At 39.7% G+C, this 20,085-nt stretch carries 16 protein-coding genes; 14 read left to right on the top strand and 2 right to left on the bottom strand.

Annotation, left to right across the window (positions count from 1 at the left end):
- Positions 1–95 precede the first annotated feature (95 nt).
- From prfB to LU635_RS08975, 4 genes are all read left to right on the top strand, one after another.
- Positions 96–1,194 (top strand): peptide chain release factor 2 gene (gene prfB / locus LU635_RS08960; protein ID WP_240098321.1). Its coding sequence is split into 2 segments (ribosomal slippage): positions 96–158 and positions 160–1,194, totalling 1,098 coding nucleotides; the frame shifts between segments, so codons are not numbered across the junction.
- Between the two features lie 67 nt (positions 1,195–1,261).
- Positions 1,262–1,603, top strand: coding sequence for an arsenate reductase (glutaredoxin) (gene arsC, locus LU635_RS08965; protein ID WP_240098323.1), 342 nt, complete (start codon positions 1,262–1,264; stop codon positions 1,601–1,603).
- A gap of 14 nt (positions 1,604–1,617) precedes the next feature.
- On the top strand, positions 1,618–1,986 hold the full coding sequence (locus LU635_RS08970) for a hypothetical protein (RefSeq protein WP_240098325.1): 369 nt from the start codon (positions 1,618–1,620) through the stop codon (positions 1,984–1,986).
- A 112-nt stretch (positions 1,987–2,098) separates the two neighbouring features.
- Entirely contained in the window at positions 2,099–4,603 is a 2,505-nt protein-coding gene (locus LU635_RS08975) for a TonB-dependent receptor (protein WP_423738488.1), read from the top strand.
- Between the two features lie 43 nt (positions 4,604–4,646).
- Here the strand turns inward: LU635_RS08975 and LU635_RS08980 are convergent, their stop codons facing one another.
- Entirely contained in the window at positions 4,647–4,823 is a 177-nt protein-coding gene (locus LU635_RS08980; RefSeq protein ID WP_240098329.1) for a hypothetical protein, read from the bottom strand.
- Positions 4,824–5,615: 792 nt separating this feature from the next.
- Between LU635_RS08980 and fumC the strand changes: the two genes are divergently transcribed.
- Positions 5,616–7,013 (top strand): class II fumarate hydratase, encoded by a 1,398-nt coding sequence (gene fumC, locus LU635_RS08985; RefSeq protein WP_240098331.1) that lies wholly within the window; start codon positions 5,616–5,618, stop codon positions 7,011–7,013.
- A 106-nt stretch (positions 7,014–7,119) separates the two neighbouring features.
- Here fumC and LU635_RS08990 read toward each other — a convergent pair whose 3' ends face one another.
- Positions 7,120–10,284 carry a cytochrome c biogenesis protein gene (locus LU635_RS08990; RefSeq protein ID WP_240098333.1) on the bottom strand — a complete coding sequence of 1,055 codons (3,165 nt, stop codon included), beginning with the start codon at positions 10,282–10,284 and terminating at the stop codon, positions 7,120–7,122.
- A 129-nt stretch (positions 10,285–10,413) separates the two neighbouring features.
- Here LU635_RS08990 and LU635_RS08995 point away from each other — a divergent pair, with 129 nt between their 5' ends.
- From LU635_RS08995 to LU635_RS09035, 9 genes are all read left to right on the top strand, one after another.
- Positions 10,414–11,175, top strand: a complete 762-nt coding sequence (locus LU635_RS08995) for a Rossmann-like and DUF2520 domain-containing protein (protein ID WP_240098335.1) — start codon at positions 10,414–10,416, stop codon at positions 11,173–11,175.
- On the top strand, positions 11,159–11,671 hold the full coding sequence (locus LU635_RS09000) for a KdsC family phosphatase (protein WP_240098337.1): 513 nt from the start codon (positions 11,159–11,161) through the stop codon (positions 11,669–11,671). Before LU635_RS08995 ends, LU635_RS09000 begins: the two co-directional genes overlap by 17 nt.
- Positions 11,672–11,674: 3 nt before the next feature.
- Positions 11,675–12,589: a geranylgeranylglycerol-phosphate geranylgeranyltransferase gene (locus LU635_RS09005; protein ID WP_240098339.1), complete on the top strand. Its 915-nt coding sequence runs from the start codon at positions 11,675–11,677 to the stop codon at positions 12,587–12,589.
- 2 nt (positions 12,590–12,591) lie between these two features.
- A complete protein-coding gene (locus LU635_RS09010; RefSeq protein WP_240098341.1) occupies positions 12,592–13,182 on the top strand; it encodes a Maf family nucleotide pyrophosphatase in 591 nt (196 codons plus the stop codon).
- Positions 13,183–13,206: 24 nt separating this feature from the next.
- Positions 13,207–14,094 carry a septum formation inhibitor Maf gene (locus tag LU635_RS09015; RefSeq protein ID WP_240098343.1) on the top strand — a complete coding sequence of 296 codons (888 nt, stop codon included), beginning with the start codon at positions 13,207–13,209 and terminating at the stop codon, positions 14,092–14,094.
- Complete coding sequence (locus tag LU635_RS09020) at positions 14,094–14,633, top strand: mechanosensitive ion channel domain-containing protein (protein ID WP_240098345.1); 540 nt, start codon at positions 14,094–14,096, stop codon at positions 14,631–14,633. Before LU635_RS09015 ends, LU635_RS09020 begins: the two co-directional genes overlap by 1 nt.
- A 72-nt stretch (positions 14,634–14,705) precedes the next feature.
- On the top strand, positions 14,706–17,195 hold the full coding sequence (locus tag LU635_RS09025; RefSeq protein ID WP_240098347.1) for a PIG-L family deacetylase: 2,490 nt from the start codon (positions 14,706–14,708) through the stop codon (positions 17,193–17,195).
- A 108-nt stretch (positions 17,196–17,303) separates the two neighbouring features.
- Positions 17,304–19,007 (top strand): sodium:solute symporter family protein, encoded by a 1,704-nt coding sequence (locus tag LU635_RS09030; protein ID WP_240098349.1) that lies wholly within the window; start codon positions 17,304–17,306, stop codon positions 19,005–19,007.
- Positions 19,004–19,975 (top strand): Gfo/Idh/MocA family protein, encoded by a 972-nt coding sequence (locus LU635_RS09035; RefSeq protein ID WP_240098351.1) that lies wholly within the window; start codon positions 19,004–19,006, stop codon positions 19,973–19,975. Before LU635_RS09030 ends, LU635_RS09035 begins: the two co-directional genes overlap by 4 nt.
- The last annotated feature ends 110 nt before the right edge of the window (positions 19,976–20,085 follow it).

A 20,085-nucleotide genomic window follows, 5' to 3' on the forward strand; every position in this document is an offset into this window, starting at 1 on the left:
GAGGTTTTTTTAAAGCTCTCTAAAACTATAAAATTATCGTTAAATACTTTTCGGAAACTTCCCTAAATTCTATTTTTACCATAAATCAATCATGAATGATAACTACAGAAAACATTAAAGATCTTAAGGAGCGCCTGGTTGCGTTAAGGAGGTATCTTTGACATTGATGCCAAAAAGATCAAAATAACCAATATGGAAGAAAAGACCTTTGCACCAGACTTCTGGGACGATCCCAAAAAAGCTGAACAGATCATGCGGGAGGTCAATTCTGAAAAAAGCTGGGTGGAAGACTATGAAAAAGCTGAAACCCTTGTAGATGACCTTGATGTTATCTATGAATTTTATAAAGAGGAAGAAGCATCAGCTCAGGATGTTGAAGAGCGACATGAAAAAGCTGTGGATCTTATAGAAGATCTTGAGTTCAAGAACATGCTTTCTGAAGAAGGGGACAATATGAGTGCCGTGCTTCAGATAACAGCTGGTGCGGGAGGGACTGAAAGCTGTGACTGGGCAGAAATGCTTATGCGTATGTACCTTATGTGGGCTGAAAAACGAAAATACAAGATACGTGAACTCAATTACCAGGGAGGTGATGTGGCAGGTATAAAAACAGTGACCCTGGAAATTGAAGGCGAGTATGCATTCGGCTGGCTAAAAGGTGAGAACGGCGTACACAGACTGGTGCGAATTTCACCTTTCGATTCCAATGCAAAACGGCATACTTCATTTGCCTCGGTATATGTGTATCCGTTGGTGGATGAGAGTATTGAAATAGACATCAACCCGGTCGAGATAAGCTGGGAGACCATGAGGGCATCGGGAGCAGGTGGCCAGAATGTGAATAAAGTAGAGACGGCAGTTAGGCTGCGTCACGCACCTACCGGAATAGTTATAGAAAATTCTGAAACCCGTTCTCAGCTTGAAAATAAAAATAAGGCCATGCAGCTTTTAAAGAGTCAGTTGTTTGAAATAGAACTTCAGAAGAGACAGGCTCAACGCAGGGAGATTGAAGATTCTAAAATGAAGATAGAATGGGGATCACAGATAAGAAATTATGTAATGCACCCTTATAAACTGGTAAAAGATGTAAGGACTGGTGAAGAAACAGGAAATGTGGATGATGTAATGGATGGTGAAATTGATAGTTTTCTCAAATCATTTCTTATGATGATGGGCCAGAAAAATGAAGATTGATAAGAATCTTGAATAACTTTTAAAATTTGAATTAATTGATTATTTTAAAAAGGAAAATTTCAAAAAAATGCTAAAGATCTATCATAACGCAAGATGTAAAAAATCCAGAGAAGGTCTGGAAATTCTGAAGAATTCTGATAAAGAATTTGAAATAAAGGAATATCTTAAAGAACCATTAAGTGAAGAGGAGCTCGAGTCCCTTATCAATAAGCTTGATATCGCGCCAATCCAACTGGTTCGAAAAAATGAAAAGATCTGGAAAGAAGAATATAAGGACAAAGATCTTAGTGACAGGGAACTTATCACCGTGATGACCAAGCATCCTAAACTAATTGAAAGACCTATAGTAGAAGATGATAAAAAAGCGGTTATTGGAAGACCGCCGTCTGAAATAGAGAAACTTCTGTAAAAAAAGAATTGAAAATGAAACTTCAGCACCGCATAGCCTTAATTAGTGTAGCAGCCGCAGCAGTGGCCGGTTTCGTTTATTCTCAGATCTACATTCATGAAAGAAACCGGAGAGAGATCAAGGAAATAGCTGCTGAACTGGCCTTAACCTGGAAAGACCAGCTAAACCTCACCGAAGAACAAACCCTTCTGCTGGAGGACTCCATAATTGAGTATACTATTAAAAAGAATGAAATTATCAATTCAAGCCTAAGCACCAATTATCAAATTGATAAGTTAAAGGCAATTCAGAAGAATGAACATAAGAACCTGAAGAAATTCCTCGAAGAAGATCAGTTTGAAAATTATATTTTTTTGAACAAACAGCTTACCAGAAAATCCTGATTAGTAAAATATTAGATACTGTTGCAAGATTTTTTATTTTGGTTTAACAAAATATTAACCGATATGAATTAAACCAAAGCGCTTTTGAATGGTCATAAAAGAAAAATTGACAATGACCAACAAAAGGATTTTCTTCCTAGGCCTAATTATTAGCCTTTTCAACATTTTTTTATTTCAAAGTTTTGCTCAGGGACCATCAGCCGATCCAAGGCAGTTTACCATTACAGGTAAAGTAATAGATAATGAGCTTGAAGTACCACTTGAATATGCTACCATCTCTATAGTCAATGTAAGTGACCCAAAAGATCTAACCGGAGGGGTCACCAATGCAAACGGGGAATTCTCCATAGACGTAAAGAAGGGTACTTACAATATTATAGTGGAATTCATCTCTTATGAAAGCAAAACCTATAACAACAGGGTCATTGACAGCGATTTGGACCTGGGTACCATCAAGCTTGGCTTAGGATCAGAAAATCTTGATGAGGTAGTGGTTCGCGCCGAAACCACACAGGTGGATGTTCGCCTTGATAAAAAAATATACAATATAGGTAAGGACCTTACAACTGCCGGCGGAACCGTTAGCGACGCGCTTAATAATGTTCCATCGGTCACGGTAGATATAGATGGTGGCATTAGCCTTAGAGGGAACGAGAATGTAAGAATACTTATAAACGGGAAGCCTTCAGCCATGGCAGGATTTGGAGATACAAACGTTCTTAACCAGTTACCTGCTGATGCTATTGAAAGGGTTGAAGTTATAACCTCCCCTTCCGCGCGGTATGATGCCGAAGGAACGGCAGGGATCCTTAATATTATTCTCAGGCAAAAGGAAACCCTTGGCTTTAACGGTTCATTGAACTTAAATGCAGGAACTCCGGCAAATGCAGGTGTTACTGCCAACCTGAATTACCGTACTGAGAATTTCAATCTGTTTACTACTACGGGCGTACGCTATTTTGATGCTCCAGGGGGAGGTTATTTCGATACAAGATATTTTGAAGATAGTGAGACCAATTATTCCAGGATCTATGAAGACAGGGATATAGAGCGGCTCAACAGGAATTTCAACAGCAACTTCGGAATGGAATATTTCATCAATCAAAAGTCTTCCATTACCGGTTCTATTTTTTACCGTGGCGGTGAAGATGTGGATATTACCACGAATAATTCCGACTATTTCATGAGAGATGAAGGCCTTGCACTTGAAACCACCCGTAGGGAAAGACAAAGTGAGAATGATAAAAGCTGGCAGTTTTCACTTAATTACATCAATAACTTTAATAATGAAGGACATAAATTAACTGCAGATTTTCAATATGAAAACGATAGTGAAACCCAGTTTACTACTATTGGGGAAAACATCCTTTCCAATCCAGGAGAAATAGATTTTGCCCTTCGTGATGAAAATATAAATACCACGGAAGATCAGAAGGAATATCTTTTACAGGCAGATTATGTATTGCCATTCAATGAGGATTCCCAGTTTGAAGCCGGTTATCGTGGAAATTTCGAAAATGAGATCACCAATTACACTCTCTTTCAAGAAGATGAACAAACAGGAGAACTGGTTTTCAATGATACCCTATCCAATAATTTTGATTATACCGAAAATGTCAATGCCCTGTATACTCAATATGGAACAAAGCTCGGCAACCTCTCTTTCCTTTTAGGACTCCGACTTGAAAACACTCAGCTGAAAGGAAAAATAGAAAGTGAACTCTCTGATGATGAGCTGGAAGAAGCCTTCGGGATCCCAATAGACACCGATTTTGACAATAATTACCTTGGGCTCTTCCCAACCGTTAACCTTATATACGAAATTGCTGAGGAAGAAAATATAACCTTAGGTTACAACAGGCGAATTAACCGCCCCAGAGGATGGTTTATTAATCCATTTCCTTCCAGGAGCAGTACGAACAATGTGTTTCAGGGGAATCCAAACCTGAGACCTGCATTTTCAAACGCCTTTGATCTTGGATATTTGAAAAGATGGGAAAAACTTACACTTACTTCTTCGGTTTATTATCAGCATGAGACAGATAGTTTTGAAAGAATTGAAGATAATATCGCTGGTACAAACGTAGTCAGGACGATTCCAGTGAACCTTTCAAGCAATGATCGTACTGGTGCAGAACTGGGTATTCTATATAATCCAGCGGACTGGCTTAGACTGAACAGTAGCTTCAACTTCTTCAAATTTAAAACTGAAGGCGAATACAACGGAAGAAATTACGATGCTGAAAATACGAGCTGGTTTGCCCGTTTCAGCTCCAAGGTAAGTTTGCCTGCAAAGATAGATTGGCAGACAAATGCTTTTTACCGGGGCGCCTCAGAAGAAGTTCAGGGAACCAGGGATGGCTTCCTTTCAATCGACCTTGCATTTAGTAAGGATATTTTCAATGATAATGCCACCCTATCACTGAACGTTCGTGATCTTTTGAATTCCAGAAAAAGACAGTCTTATACTATTACAGATACTTACGAAAGAGAAAGTGAATTCCAGTGGAGACAGGGACAAAATTTCACAGTATCTCTAATTTACAGGTTTAATCAACAAAAGAGACGCCAGGAAAGAAGAGGTAGTGAAGATGATTTTGAAGAAGGAGAATTCTAAATACTAACCTAATAAAAAAAGGGACTTTTTCAAGTCCCTTTTTTTATGCTTTTTCCGCTTTAGCTTTTTTACGTGCTTCGCGTTTTTCCTTGATTAGCTCTCCCACAGAACCTCCAATCCAGTAAGGAACAAAGGCCATTAAGAAGATCATAAGCCAGAAACCCATCGTAAGAATCACCAAAAATGCTAAGAAACCAAGATATTGATCGAATTCGAACATAACAGTTAGGTTTGATTTGAATCTGGTCAAAGATATGAAGTCTGGCCGGGTTATCACAAGAAATACTTAATTTTTTAATCAGGTTTCGGCACGCACCTTTATTCCCTTTATGCACGCACGCGCTCCTTTGGCCATATATCTTTGACTTTTTCGGTTTAACTATAAGTAACCAGATTTAACTTTCCACTGCTTAAAATATTGGAAATCCGCAAATTGGGAAGAATGTTAACCACAAGAAGTTTAAATTTTTTCAGTAAGTATCGGGTAATAAGTTAAATTTTAATTTAATTTTGTTTAACAATATATAGTTCTATATTTTTATGAAATCTTAAACTTTCTATTAGGTCATAGATTTCCCCCAAAATTTTTGATCTCATAGAAATTTATCAAATTTCAATATTACAGTCATACTTAGACTGAGTTGGAGAAAAGGAATTTTAACGCTGTTAAAATTCCTTTTCTATTGCGATCTGTTTAATTGCAACAGATCATCAAAAAGGCTCCATTTCTACACCAAATTGTCGCAATTCATATTTTCCCATCCTAATATTTGAGATCGTTTACTTTAAACAGTTGTTAAAATAAAATGATCTCATAGTTCCGATATTCTTAGTCGACCTATCAACCGGAAAAAACCAATCCAAAATCCTATCCCCTGGCCTATCCAATGATTTGACATTATCAATAAAAACCTGTACTTCTAAACAAAATTTAATGATCTAATTTTAAAGCTTTTTTTGAGTTTAAAAATCTTCGAAACATTAACTTTGCTAAACAACCAATTTTAACATTATGGATTATAGAATAGAGAAAGATACCATGGGGGAAGTTAAAGTTCCCTCCGATAAATTATGGGGTGCTCAGACTGAGCGTTCAAGGAATAATTTTAAGATCGGCCCTGCAGCTTCTATGCCCCTGGATATTATATACGGATTTGCCTATCTGAAAAAGGCTGCTGCTTATACCAATTGTGAATTGGGAGTACTCCCCGTGGATAAAAGAGACCTTATCGCAAAGGTTTGTGATGAGATCCTTGAAGGAAAGCACGACGATCAGTTTCCGCTGGTGATCTGGCAAACCGGTAGCGGTACCCAAAGCAATATGAATGTGAATGAAGTAATCGCAAACCGTGCACATCAGCTTGCCGGAAACAAAATTGGGGAAGGTGAAAAGACACTTCAACCCAATGACGATGTAAACAAATCACAATCTTCAAATGATACTTTTCCCACAGGAATGCATATTGCCGCCTACCAAAAGGTGACCAAAGTGACTTTGCCCGGACTTAAAAAATTAAGGGATACTCTTAAGAAAAAATCGGAGGAGTTCAGGAATACTGTAAAAATAGGACGTACACATTTTATGGATGCCACTCCCCTAACTCTTGGCCAGGAATTCAGCGGATATGTTGCACAGCTTGATCATGGCATCAGAGCCCTTGAAAATACACTCCCTCACCTGGCAGAACTTGCACTTGGAGGTACCGCTGTGGGAACAGGATTGAATACCCCAAAGGGTTACTCTAAAAGAGTAGCCGAATTTATTGCAAAATTCACTGAAATGCCTTTTGTTTCTGCCGGAAACAAGTTTGAAGCTCTTGCTGCTCATGATGCTTTTGTTGAAACTCATGGAGCATTGAAGCAACTGGCTGTTTCCCTTAATAAAATAGGAAACGATATAAGAATGCTTGCTTCCGGTCCAAGAAGCGGGATTGGGGAGATCAATATCCCTGCAAATGAACCTGGTTCTTCGATCATGCCAGGTAAAGTAAATCCTACCCAGTGTGAGGCACTTACAATGGTTTGCGCCCAGGTTATCGGAAATGACACTACCATGAGTGTTGGAGGAATGCAGGGGCAGTTTGAACTGAACGTTTTCAAACCTGTTATGGCGAATGCATTGCTTCAAAGCGCACAATTACTTGGAGATGCCTGTGTATCTTTTGAGGAACACTGTGCAAATGGTATCGAAGCCAATACACAACGAATCAAAGAACATTTGAATAATTCCTTAATGCTGGTGACCGCTCTGAACACCAAAATTGGTTATTACAAAGCCGCAGAGATCGCAAACACAGCACATAAAAATGGTACCACCCTGAAGGAAGAAGCTGTAAAACTCGGTTATGTTACCGAAGAGCAATTTGATGAATGGGTAGACCCTAAAGACATGGTAGGGAATATGAAATAAGTATTCCTGAACTAATAATTATTAAAGTCATTATGTGCAAAACGAAGCAGTCTTTAAGATTACTTCGTTTTGCTCGTAGTGACTTTTCTTATTAAGAAAAACTATATTATTTCTTCGAAAAATGCTTACGGAATTTCCAGTAAGAGACTGCCCCAAGTACTGCTACCGCAGCGACTGAATAATAAACAAAACTTGGTGTGATCACTTTATCTCCACTAGCATAGGAATGAAGTCCCGCAAGATAAAAGTTTACACCAAAATAGGTCATCATAATACTTGCGAACGCTATCACAGCCATAAGATTAAAGAACCAGCGGCTTCTAAGCCCAGGCACCAGCCTCATATGGATCACAAAGGCATAGACCATGATACTAATCAGAGCCCAGGTCTCTTTTGGATCCCAGCCCCAGTACCTTCCCCAGCTTTCATTGGCCCATTGTCCTCCAAGGAAATTTCCAATGGTAAGCATTACCAGTCCAACAGTAAGAGCCATCTCTGTGATCACCGTGATCTCATGGATATTAATCTCCATTTTTTTCTTATTCTTCTCAGTAGTCAGGATCATTAAGATCAAAGCTACCACTCCCAGGATCATTCCAAGGGTAAAGGGACCATAACTTCCCACAATTACCGAAACATGTATCATTAACCAGTAAGAATTCAATACTGGCTGTAGATTGGCGATCGCAGGGTCCATCCAGTTCCAGTGAGCGATCATTAAGATCATCGCTGTAACAAAGGCAGTAGATGCTATTGTAAGATTTGATTTTCTTCCGAAGGCAAGACCAAAGAACATGGTAGCCCAGGCAACATAGATCATTGATTCATATGCATCACTCCAGGGAGCATGTCCTGAAATATACCATCTGGCGGCAAGACCGGCAGTATGCAACACGAACAGAAGGATTATTGTCCCGACACTTACATAAATAAGCCCTCTAATTAATTTACTGTCATTAAATATCCGGACGATCACAAATAATAACATTAACGATCCTGCCAGCATATACATCCAGAAAAGACTTCTGAAAACATCATATTCGTTATAAAGCAATTCTGCTTTCACCTTCTCTTTGGAAGGCATTACTTCACCACCAAATTTCTGCTGGTAGCTGTGTATGCTTTCCAGGTATTGATCGGCTTTTTCATAATCACCGGTCTTACGGGCAGTTCGCAGGGCATTCATATATAATGGAAGGATCTGTTTGGTATAGACCGAATCCATTCCCTTAAGGTTTGCCTCATCCACTTCAGGATAAGACACCCATTCATTGTTCTCATCACCTGGTACTGGGAATATTTTCAAAACTTTTCCCTGCAAGGCCTGATAAAGCAGGTTCACCTTCTTATCGGTCTCAATGAAATCTTTCTCAAATTTATTAGGTACTGCAGCCCGGTAGGCCTCTTCCAGATAAGGAGAGAGTTTATAGGCACCGGTCTCATCAAAGAAATCGGTGAGTGATAAATATTTTTTACCTTCCTGTACCCCAAGAATATGGTGTAAACTGTCATTTTTCTTCTGCACAAAAATAAGCGGTGCCTGATACCAGAACACAGGGTTTTCGGTCATGGAAACCAGAACCTGATCTGAATTCAATCCGGCATATTCATCACTTTTGCTAAGTTTTCTAAGCAGTTCTGATGAATAGGTATTGGCTGGTTTCATTCTCCCTCCAGCATCCTGAATGATAAGTCTCCCGAATTTTTCGGCATGTTCCGGTTTAACAGCATTTTCTTGTATAATACTGTCTATCTCAATGGTACTGGTTTCCGTATGATCGTGAGCTTCCTCCTGGGCATTCATCCCAAAAGAGCAGCTTACCAAAATAAGCAGACTGGCCAATGTTTTTTTCTTTTCCTTAATCTTGTCCAGCATCTTTTCAAGATGTCCAAATCTTGAATTTTTATCAAAGAGTATCCACATCAGTCCGAAATAGAGAAGGAAATAACCAATATAAGTGATCCAGGTTCCCCAGAAATCATGGTTTACCGAAAGTATAGTACCCTTTTCATCCGGGTGGAAACTCGATTGGAAAAAGCGGAAGCCTTTATGATCCAGTACATGATTCATATAGATATCGTATGGTTTTGCTGGTTTCCCTTCTTCTATGATCTCTACTTTACTTTTGAATGAAGCATAGCCTGGTGTTTCCCTGTCGGCTGTTCCGGGATACTTTTCAGCAATAAAGTCATTGAGCTTTAATGCAAAAGGAAGTTCCTTTTGAATAGACCCGTAATTCAGGAATATCTCTAGCCCTGCCAGATTTATCCGGGTAGGATCGGCTACTGTTCCCTGTCCACCTAAAAGAGTTAAGGTTTTGGATTCATCTTCAGATGAAATTTTCAAACTCACTGCGTCAAGGTCCTGGTCGGTCTTCGGGTTGGTGGGAACTACATCATACTCGCCCTTAATGGCCGGCTCGGGTATCACGAATTGCATGTTTCCTATATTGTAAAGAGACCTTAACATCAGGGTCTGAGTTGAATCCTGAACCAGGTCTCCCTGCTGTTGATCGGCCATCCTCATATAGGTGCCCTCAAAAGGAGAGTCTATCAGATATTTCCCGTCTTCAGTCAGTTCTATATTAATTGCCCCTTCCTGCGGATTGTTCAATGTAAAAAGTACATTATGGATATTGCTTACCTCCCCTTCTTTCAAATAGTGATCATGCCTCTGGCCATCACCTGCTTCAACTATCTTGAGGTAAGTTTCCCCGTCTTCAGTAGGAACAAGGGTTTCTTCAGCTCCGTGAATGAAGTTGGTCACCTCAAAACTTACCGGCTGACCATTAAAATCAGTATTCAGAACATAATCATTATCTACTTCTGGCCCAAAAAGAACTTCTTCCTGAAGAACCCGGCGTCTTGGTTCACCATCGATCTCCCCATCAATAAAAAAAGTAAGATAGGTCTCATGGGTAAGGATTTTACTGGTTGTTTCTCCTTCCCTTATCGGCATTATGCCTTCATAACTGATATAGCGTGTTACAAAAGCACCTATAAGGATTAAGATAAAGGAAAGGTGAAGCACAAGGGCGCTCCATTTTTCCTTTTTATATAACTGATAACGACCAATATTTCCCAGGAAATTTATTAAAAGGAAAACCATTATTCCTTCAAACCACCAGGTATTGTAAATCAATATACGGGCGGTTTCTATACTGTACCAACTTTCTATGAATGTGCCCATGGCCATGGCAATTGCAAAAACGATAAATAAGACGGCCATTATTCGGGTAGAAAAAAGGATAGAGGCTATTTTTTTCTGCATGGAAGAACTGTCAATTTTAACGGCTGCAAATTTAACGATTTATTGTGAGTTTTTAAGCCTAATACCAATTCAATATCAACTCGACGAGTGTTAATTTCCCCTGCATGAAAATTTTGGTATTTTAGCCGCATGATAAAAGTGATTATTATTGGAGCAGGAAATGTGGCAACTCACCTCTACCAGACCTTTTTAAAAGAAAAGGAACTGGAGGTGATCCAGGTATATAATCGTAATGAAAAGCATCTGCATTTTGTAAAGGATCCGGATTTGAGGACCTCAAATATTAAAAATCTTAAAAAGGCCGATCTCTATCTTCTGGCAGTACGGGATGAAGTGATTGGTGAGATGGCTGAAAAAATAAAGGATAATAAGGCAGTTTTTGTACACTGTTCCGGAAGTGAACCCATGGATCGGCTTTCGAAATTTGAGAATCACGGGGTATTTTATCCATTACAGACTTTTTCCAAGGACAAGCCCGTCAATTTTAAGGAAGTTCCTTTATGCCTTGAAGCAAATTCGGCCGAAACCCTGAAGCATTTGAGAGAGATCGCCTCCATGCTCAGCGATAATATTTTTGAGGTGAACTCTGAGCAACGCAGGGCCTTGCATCTTTGCGCTGTTTTTGTAAATAATTTTACCAATCATTTATACACACTGGCTGCTGAATATTGCAAAAGGAACGAATTGCCTTTTAAGATTCTGCAACCACTTATAAAGGAAACAGCCGCGAAGATAGAAACCTTGCCGCCGTATTCGGCCCAAACGGGGCCAGCCCTTCGCAATGATCAGAATACCATTACTGCACACCTCAAAATGCTTGATGAAGACCAAAAGAAGATATATACTATTTTAACCGACTCTATTCAGAAATTGCATGGAAAAAAGCTATAAAGAACACCTCAACCAGATCAATACCTTCGTTTTTGATGTAGACGGAGTCCTTACTGATGGAACCATCCAGATTTCCACAAAAGGGGACTTGTTAAGAACGATGAACACAAAAGATGGTTATGCCATGAAAATGGCTCAAAAGGCCGGATTCACTGTTTGCATTATTAGTGGAGGAAAAAATGAAGGGGTGAGAAAGCGTCTTCGCGACCTGGGAATTACAGACATCTATCTTGGGATAGATGATAAGGTGGAACAGATGGATGAATTCTTTGATATATACCAGATAAAACCAGATGAAGTTCTTTATATGGGAGACGATATTCCAGACTATTACCCCATGAAACTCGTTGGTTTACCTTGCTGCCCTCAGGATGCCGCACCGGAAGTTAAAGAAATCTCTTTATACGTTTCCCATAAAAAAGGAGGTGAAGGCTGTGTGCGCGATGTGATAGAACAGGTAATGAAGGTTCAGGGTAAATGGATTGAAAAACCTTAACTCATGCTGAGTTTCCTGAAACTTATTAGGGCCGGTAATCTGGTTTTTATCGCGCTAACGATGTACCTTATCAAATATGGTCTTTTTGAACCGTTTGGTGTGGCAGTGACCCTGAATTTACTGGGTTTTTCATTACTGGTGCTTGCAGTGGAGTGCATAGCTGCTTCAGGCTATGTAATCAATGATATTTTTGATATCAAAGCCGATCTGAAGAATAAACCGGAACGTACAATCATCAACAGTAAAATTTCAGAAAAAACGGCCTATCGCCTGTTCTTTATCCTGAACATCGTTGGCGTAGGGCTCGGATTTTACCTTTCTAACATGATAGGCAGGCCTGGGTTTTCAGCATTTTTCATATTTGGTTCAGCCATATTATACCTTTATAACTCACAGTTCCAGCAGACTATTCTCGTCGGTAATATCCTTGTAAGTATCATAGTAGGACTAATTCCTGTTGGCGTTGGCCTTTACGATCTTTTACCTGCAATAACAGATCAGAATCAGCAAACCCAGTCGGTAATATTTTCTATCCTTATCGATTATTCGGTATTCGCTTTTCTGATAAACCTGTTAAGGGAGATCGTAAAAGATCAGGAAGATATTGACGGGGATTATAATGCAGGATATAAAACACTGCCTATTGTACTTGGTAAAAAAAGGACCAATCGCGTGTTGTTTGCTATAGGCCTTATCCCTTTAGGCTTTCTGATATTTTATATCTATAAATATCTATTTGATAATATTCAGGCAGTAATTTATACTTTACTCTTATTAGTAGGACCACTCCTTTTTTTCCTGATCAACATATGGACAGCTGAAAAGAAATCTGAATATTCCAGGCTAAGTCTGGTTCTTAAAGCCATCCTATTCTTCGGACTGATATCCATCGGATTGTTACAATTTATATTAATTTGACCATGCTAAAAGATTTGCTTATAGATCATGAAATAATTCTTGCTTCGGGTTCTCCAAGACGGCAGAAATTCTTTGAAGAACTTGAAATACCCGTGACCATCGCGGTAAGACCGGTGGAAGAGGTATACCCGGAAAACCTTAAAGAAGAAGAGATCACCGATTATCTTGCTGCTCTCAAGGCTGAAGCATTTAAAAATGACCTGAAGCAAAATCAAATTTTAATCACTAGTGATACTATCGTTTACAATAATGAAACTGCACTCGGTAAACCGGCAGATCATGAGGAAGCAGTACAAATGATCAGCTCTCTTTCGGGGAAAGAGCATGATGTAATTACTTCGGTTTGCTTTACGAGCACAAGTTCCCGGAAAATCCTTAATCATAAAACCCGGGTCTTTTTTTCTGAATTGAGTCAGGATGAGATCGAATATTATGTAAGCAACTATAAGCCTTTTGACAAGGCTGGCGGTTATGCCATACAGGAATGGATTGGCCTGATTGGTATTGAAAAGATCGAAGGAAGTTATTTTAATGTGGTAGGCCTGCCAACCTATGAAGTATATAAGACCCTGAAAGAAATGCTGAAAGTCTGAAATTTGTAACTTTAATAAAAAAATATGTTTCGACATTCTGTTTATTTGCTCTTTCTTTTGCTTTCCTTTTCCTGCGGGAATGAGCAGTACGGTGATCAGGACTTTGAACTTTCAGAAGAGTTTAAGAACTACTGGTATTCCGGAAAGGCAGAGATTACTTCCTATGACCTGGAGCAGGCCAGATATGGCGAAATAAGGAACGGCGAAGCCGTTCTTATTTACGTTACTGAAGATTTCCTTCCTAAAGAACAGGTAAAGGCTAATTCTCAGAATGATGAGAACATTTCAGTTTTGAAATTAAATTCTACCAAACAGTTTACAACGGGCATTTATCCTTACAGTATCATGCAAAGCTGTTTCTACCCTTTAAACGGTGAGCAACACGCACTGAAAGTAAGCGCTTCAGTTCAGGAATGGTGCGGCCAGGTTTATATGCAGCTTAATAACAGAGGTGATTATGTAATCAAAAGTCACTCCTATTTTCAGGGTGAGGCCGACCAGGAGATTAATATGAAAGAGAGAAACCTTGAAAATGAGATCTGGACCCGACTCAGGCTTGACGATGAGAATTTACCGGTGGGAGAATTTCAGATGATCCCATCTTTCGAATATCTCCGGCTAAGTCATAAAGCCATCAAATACTATTCTGCGTATGCCGAATATTATACCGATGGAGACCTTAACATTTACAGCCTGGAATATCCGGAATTGAAAAGGAGTCTGAAAATATATTTCAGCAGAACGTTCCCGTTCACTATTGAAAAATGGGAAGAATCCTACCCCTCAGGTTTTGGAGAAAATCCTGAAATACTAACGACAAAGGCGGTAAAAAAACAACGTATAAAGACCGACTACTGGACCAAAAATTCGAATAATAATCTACCTTTACGGGAAAAACTTGAATTAAATTAATGTACGAGATCCTATTCACATATCGTAATGAACTGATATATACAGTTGCTGTTCTAATATTACTGATGATCATACAGGTCCTGCTCAAGAAAGCAGCGAATAAGGTGGGGAAGAAAAGTGAGATCAACATTACCAGAACAAGGTTAATGTTCAAGTATATCAATATGCTAATTTTACTGATTGCGGCATTTTTACTTGCGCTGGCCTGGGGTGTTGGATTCACCGAGCTTTCTCTGGTTTTCTCTTCAGTATTTGCAGTGATAGGGGTGGCTTTGTTCGCAATCTGGTCCATTCTTAGCAATATTACATCAGGTATCATCATGTTCTTCTCTTTTCCTTATAAGATTGGAGACACTATAAAGATCCATGATAAGGACCTGCCGGTGGAAGCCAGGATAGAAGATATAAAGGCATTCCATTTACATTTAAGGACCCATGATGGTGAACTTATCACTTATCCTAATAACCTGATTTTACAGAAGGCCGTCTCTTTGATCGAGCATAATCGCCGACACGAAGAAGGTAAAGAGGCCCTTTAAAAATTAAAAGAAGCCGAAATTATTCGCACCTGCGAATAGAAAGTTTTTATATTTGGTAAAATACCTTATTACATGCGGAAGCTAATTTTTGTTTTTTTTCTTCTCAGTTTCTCGATAAATCATGCTCAGGCTCCGGAAAAATGGAGTTCTTCTGAAATTTATCACCACATCAAAAAACTGAACTTCTTAGGTTCGGTTCTTTACATTGCGGCACATCCCGATGATGAGAACACTAGACTTATATCTTACTTTTCAAATGAAAAGAATGCCCGAACTGCCTATCTATCATTAACTCGTGGAGATGGCGGACAGAATCTGATTGGTCCGGAACTAAGGGAACAACTTGGTGTTATTAGAACCCAGGAGCTTTTGGCTGCCAGGCGTATTGACGGAGGACAGCAATTCTTCACCAGAGCAAATGATTTTGGTTATTCCAAAAACCCTTCAGAAACCCTTGAGATCTGGAATAAAGAAGAGGTGCTGGGTGATGTTGTATGGATCATTCGAAAATTCAGACCCGATGTAGTAATAAACCGATTTGATCACCGTACCCCCGGAAGCACTCATGGCCATCATACCTCTTCGGCTATCTTAAGTGTGGAGGCATTTGATCTGGCAGGAAATGAAACTGCCTATGAGAACCAATTGGAATATGTTGATGCATATCAGCCAGAAAGGTTATTTTTCAACACTTCCCCCTGGTTCTATGGCGGAGATGAAGCCTTCAGGGAAGCCGACAAATCAAATTTTGTAAGCTTTGATACTGGCGTATATTTTCCGCTGAAAGGACTTTCCAATCCGGAGATCGCTTCCTTAAGCCGCAGTCAGCATCGTTCGCAGGGATTTGGAAGTACCGGAAGCCGTGGAAAACAAATGGAGTATCTCGAAATATTGAAGGGCAAATCGCTTTCCAGTGCATCCAATGTGTTTGATGGAATAAATACTACCTGGGATCGGATTAAAGGAGGAAAGGAAATTGGAGAAATTCTTTATGCGGTGGAAGAAAACTTCAATTTTGAAGATCCCTCGAAAAATCTACCAGAACTTATAAAAGCGTATAATCTTATCCAGCAACTGGATGACGGCCACTGGAAAAAGATAAAAACAAAGGAGATAAAAGATATTATCTATGCTACTTCAGGCCTGTATCTTGAAGCTGTTGCGGAAAAATCCTCCACTACTCCATCTGAAGAATTACAGGTGCGTCTGGAAGCTATTAAACGTAGCGACGCGGAAATTTCATTGACCTCAGTGGAACTGACTCCTAACAATTCCAGGATAGATCCACAGGTAGATCTCAAAAATAATGAAGGCTGGGACGGAAATATGGCCTTTAAAATTCCTTCAGATGCCAGTTACACTTCTCCCTACTGGCTTGAAGAAAAAGGCAGCATGGGTATGTACACGGTAAAAGGCCAGGAGTTTCGGGGATTACCTGAAACACCACTGAATACAACTGCTACCTTCAATATTTCTATCAATGGAACTCAGCTTGGTTTTCAAAGACCCGTAGTATATAAATTCAATGATGAGGTGTATGGAGAAACCTACAGAAATTTTGAGATAGTACCCCCTGTAGACATAAAATTTCAGGACGAGGTACTCATTTTCAGTAATACACAACCTAAAGAAATTGTTATCCAGGTAACGGCCAACAAATCTAATATTCAGGGAAAATTGAATCTGGAAGCTGGAAAAGGATGGAAAATTGAGCCACTGGAAACCAATTTCTCTATTGCCCAGACCGGAGGAACTGCCAATCTGCTTTTTAAAATAACCCCTCCCGAAGGTCAAAATGAGACCCAACTTCTTCCTACTGCCACAATCAATGGAAAAAGCTATAATATGGAACTCATTGAAATTGATTATGAACATTTCCCCAATCAAAACCTGGTACTTCCGGCAAGTTTAAAGCTTGTTAAACTGGACATCAGTAAAAAAGGACAGAATATAGCTTATATAGAGGGAGCCGGAGATGTGGTTCCTGAAAGCCTCGAACAAATAGGTTATAATGTGACAAAAATCTCCCCTTCCGTGATATCGGAGTCGTATTTACAGGAATTCGATGCTGTTGTACTGGGAATAAGAGCTTATAATACCGTTGAAGAATTAAAATACAAGCAGCAGGTCTTATTCAATTACGTAAAACAGGGAGGTACCATGATCGTACAGTATAATACCAGTCGGGGATTGTTGGTTGATGACCTTTCTCCATATAGTATGAGTCTTTCAAGAGACAGGGTTACCGATGAGAATGCTGAAGTCACTTTTCTTGCCCCCGGACATCCGGTACTTAACAGCCCGAATAAACTTACAAAAGAAGATTTTGATGGCTGGGTACAGGAGCGCGGATTATATTTCCCTGGAAGCTGGGATGAAAATTTCACCCCTGTCCTGAGTATGCATGATGAGAATGAGACTCCAAAATCAGGGAGTTTGCTGGTAGCCAAGTACGGAGAAGGATATTATATATATACTGGAATTAGTTTTTTTAGACAGTTTCCAGAGGCTGTCCCCGGTGCATTTCGCCTTTTTGCTAACTTAATCTCTATAGGCAAATAATGGAAAATTCCGAAAACTATCACTGGAAAAAAAGTTATACCGTAGTACTTATTGCCAATGCCATCTATATCCTGGCGTTTTATTTAATAATGATTTATTTCGCCTGATATGCAACTTATAGACTGGATAGTACTTGTAGGAACGATCGTTTTTATTGTATGGTATGGAGTTTACAAATCCCGCGGCAGCAGGAATGTGAAAGACTATATAGGTGGTGGAAGGAATGCAAAATGGTGGACTGTTGGTCTTTCGGTAATGGCTACCCAGGCAAGTGCGATCACCTTTCTCTCTACTCCCGGCCAGGCCTATCATGACGGAATGGGCTTCGTACAATTTTATTTTGGGCTACCCATTGCAATGGTCATTATATGTATGGTATTTATTCCCATATACCACAGACTTAACGTATATACGGCTTACGAATATCTTGAATCTCGTTTTGATCGCAAGACGCGAACATTAACTGCAATACTTTTCCTTATACAACGCGGACTGGCTGCCGGAATCACAATTTTCGCACCTGCCATTGTGCTTTCGGCCGTGCTGGGTTGGAACCTTACCTATTTAACGGTAATAATTGGAGTTCTGGTAATTATTTATACTGTTTCAGGAGGGACCAAGGCGGTAAGTGTAACTCACAAGCAACAGATGGCTGTTATTCTTACGGGGATGTTCGTAGCCTTTTTCATTATTATGAGCTATTTACCGGAATCGGTAGGCTTTATGAATGCCCTGGAAATTGCCGGTACCGGTGGCAAAATGAATATTCTGGATTATTCGTTCGATCTAGAAAACAGGTATACTCTATGGAGCGGGCTCATAGGCGGGAGTTTCCTCGCCCTCTCCTACTTTGGTACTGATCAAAGCCAGGTTCAGCGTTATCTCACCGGTGGCTCAGTAAGGGAAAGCCAGATGGGAATGCTTTTTAACGGATTGCTGAAAGTACCGCTGCAGTTCTTTATCTTACTGGTTGGGGTCATGGTATTTGTATTCTATCAGTTCAACACCGCTCCACTTAATTTTAACCCGGCTGCAACTGAAACCGTTCTGAACTCAGATTATGCAAACCAGTACGAAGACCTCATTTTTGAACATGAGGAGATTCAGAAGAAAAAGCAGGAAATCAGCCTACATTATGCTCAGAATAAGAACGATTTTAATACCGAGCAGATCAACAATTTTGAAAAAAGATATGCTGAACTGGATAAGGAACAAAAAGAAGTACGCAAAGAAGCCAGAATGTTCATCGATGCTGCAGATGTAGAGGCTGAAAGCAATGATAAGGATTATGTCTTTATTCATTTCATTCTTCACAATCTCCCTCGTGGCTTTATAGGCCTGTTGCTGGCGGTAATTCTTTCGGCGGCAATGTCTTCTACAGCTTCAGAGCTCAATGCTCTGGCTTCTACCACGGTAATAGATCTGTATAAAAGGCATCATAAGGAAGATAAAAGTGAAACGCATTATCTGGCTGCGTCAAAATGGTTTACCCTTATGTGGGGTGTAATAGCCATCGCTTTTGCCAGCCTGGCAGACCTTTTTGATAATCTTATCCAGCTTGTGAATATTATCGGCAGCCTTTTCTACGGAAATGTTCTTGGAATATTCCTGCTGGCATTCTTTATAAAAATGGTGAAAAGTAACGCGGTTTTTATTGCGGCCATCATAACACAGGCCATTGTGCTCCTGGTATTTGAACTGGAAATTATGCCATATCTATGGCTGAATGTTTTAGGATGTGCACTGGTAATTACCATAGCCTTCATAATCCAGTTGATGAACGGCAGAAACCTTGAAAATGAAACAACATGAAAAAACAGATAAACTGGGGAATTATAGGATTGGGAAAGATCGCAAACAAATTTGCAACGGCACTCGCTTCGGTTGAAAACACTAAACTGTATGCTGTAGCCAGCCGGGATCGGGAAAAGGCAGTTGTTTTTTCAGAAATGCATAATGCTGAAGTTTCCTATGGAGTTTATAAACAATTGATGGAAGATGAAAAGGTAGATGTTATATATATTGCTACTCCACATTCACTTCATTACGATTTAACGATGGAGTGCATCAAAAATGGAAAAGCTGTTCTTTGCGAAAAACCATTTGCGATGAATATAGAGGAAGCACGGGAAATGGTAAGTCTTGCCAGATCCAAAAAGGTCTTCCTAATGGAAGCTCTGTGGACAATGTTCCTGCCACATTACCAGTATTTGCTTGATATCATAAGATCGGGCGAATATGGAAAGGTTAGATCCATAAAAGCTGATTTCGGATTTGAGGCAGAATTTGACAGAAACAAACGCATGTTTAATAAATCTCTTGGAGGTGGAAGTCTTCTGGATATTGGCATCTATCCGATTTTTCTCGCATATACCATACTGGGGAAACCAGAAAGAATTGAAGCAAGTGCTGAATTTGCTGAAACCGGAGTGGATGCGGAATGTGAGATGAAATTCTTATATCCCGAAGGGGTTCAGGCCAACTTACATTCATCCTTCAGAAAAAAAACGCCTACTATAGCAGAAATTGAGCTGGAAAAAGCTGTTATCAATCTTCATTCAAGGTTTCACGAACCCACTCTGGTAAGCATTATTGCTAAAGGAAATGAGAAAACCAAAGATTTTGAGGTAGAGACCAATGGGTATAATTTTGAAGCCGCCCATGTCAATGAGATGCTGCTTGAAGGCAAAATGGAAAGCAACAAATGGAGTCTCGACAACACATTGGACCTAATGGGGCTGCTGGACGAGGTAAGACAGGAAATTGGATTGGAATATTAAAAGGTTTCCCTGACCAGCCGTCATCCTGAACTAGTTTCAGGATCTGAAGAGAAGCCAAAATAAATTCAGCTTGACAAATTTGGTCTGGAAAACCTTTCATTTTATAGAGA

The organism is Christiangramia crocea, assembly GCF_022410465.1.
GTDB lineage: Bacteria > Bacteroidota > Bacteroidia > Flavobacteriales > Flavobacteriaceae > Christiangramia > Christiangramia crocea.

Coding starts and splice junctions, on each gene's coding strand:
- LU635_RS08980 (WP_240098329.1), bottom strand. CDS start 4,823: ATGTTCGAATTCGATCAATATCTTGGTTTCTTAGCATTTTTGGTGATT.
- LU635_RS09005 (WP_240098339.1), top strand. CDS start 11,675: ATGCTGAGTTTCCTGAAACTTATTAGGGCCGGTAATCTGGTTTTTATC.
- LU635_RS09020 (WP_240098345.1), top strand. CDS start 14,094: ATGTACGAGATCCTATTCACATATCGTAATGAACTGATATATACAGTT.
- LU635_RS09025 (WP_240098347.1), top strand. CDS start 14,706: ATGCGGAAGCTAATTTTTGTTTTTTTTCTTCTCAGTTTCTCGATAAAT.
- LU635_RS09010 (WP_240098341.1), top strand. CDS start 12,592: ATGCTAAAAGATTTGCTTATAGATCATGAAATAATTCTTGCTTCGGGT.
- arsC (WP_240098323.1), top strand. CDS start 1,262: ATGCTAAAGATCTATCATAACGCAAGATGTAAAAAATCCAGAGAAGGT.
- fumC (WP_240098331.1), top strand. CDS start 5,616: ATGGATTATAGAATAGAGAAAGATACCATGGGGGAAGTTAAAGTTCCC.
- LU635_RS09000 (WP_240098337.1), top strand. CDS start 11,159: ATGGAAAAAAGCTATAAAGAACACCTCAACCAGATCAATACCTTCGTT.
- LU635_RS09035 (WP_240098351.1), top strand. CDS start 19,004: ATGAAAAAACAGATAAACTGGGGAATTATAGGATTGGGAAAGATCGCA.
- LU635_RS08995 (WP_240098335.1), top strand. CDS start 10,414: ATGATAAAAGTGATTATTATTGGAGCAGGAAATGTGGCAACTCACCTC.
- LU635_RS08975 (WP_423738488.1), top strand. CDS start 2,099: ATGACCAACAAAAGGATTTTCTTCCTAGGCCTAATTATTAGCCTTTTC.
- LU635_RS08990 (WP_240098333.1), bottom strand. CDS start 10,284: ATGCAGAAAAAAATAGCCTCTATCCTTTTTTCTACCCGAATAATGGCC.
- LU635_RS08970 (WP_240098325.1), top strand. CDS start 1,618: ATGAAACTTCAGCACCGCATAGCCTTAATTAGTGTAGCAGCCGCAGCA.
- LU635_RS09030 (WP_240098349.1), top strand. CDS start 17,304: ATGCAACTTATAGACTGGATAGTACTTGTAGGAACGATCGTTTTTATT.
- LU635_RS09015 (WP_240098343.1), top strand. CDS start 13,207: ATGTTTCGACATTCTGTTTATTTGCTCTTTCTTTTGCTTTCCTTTTCC.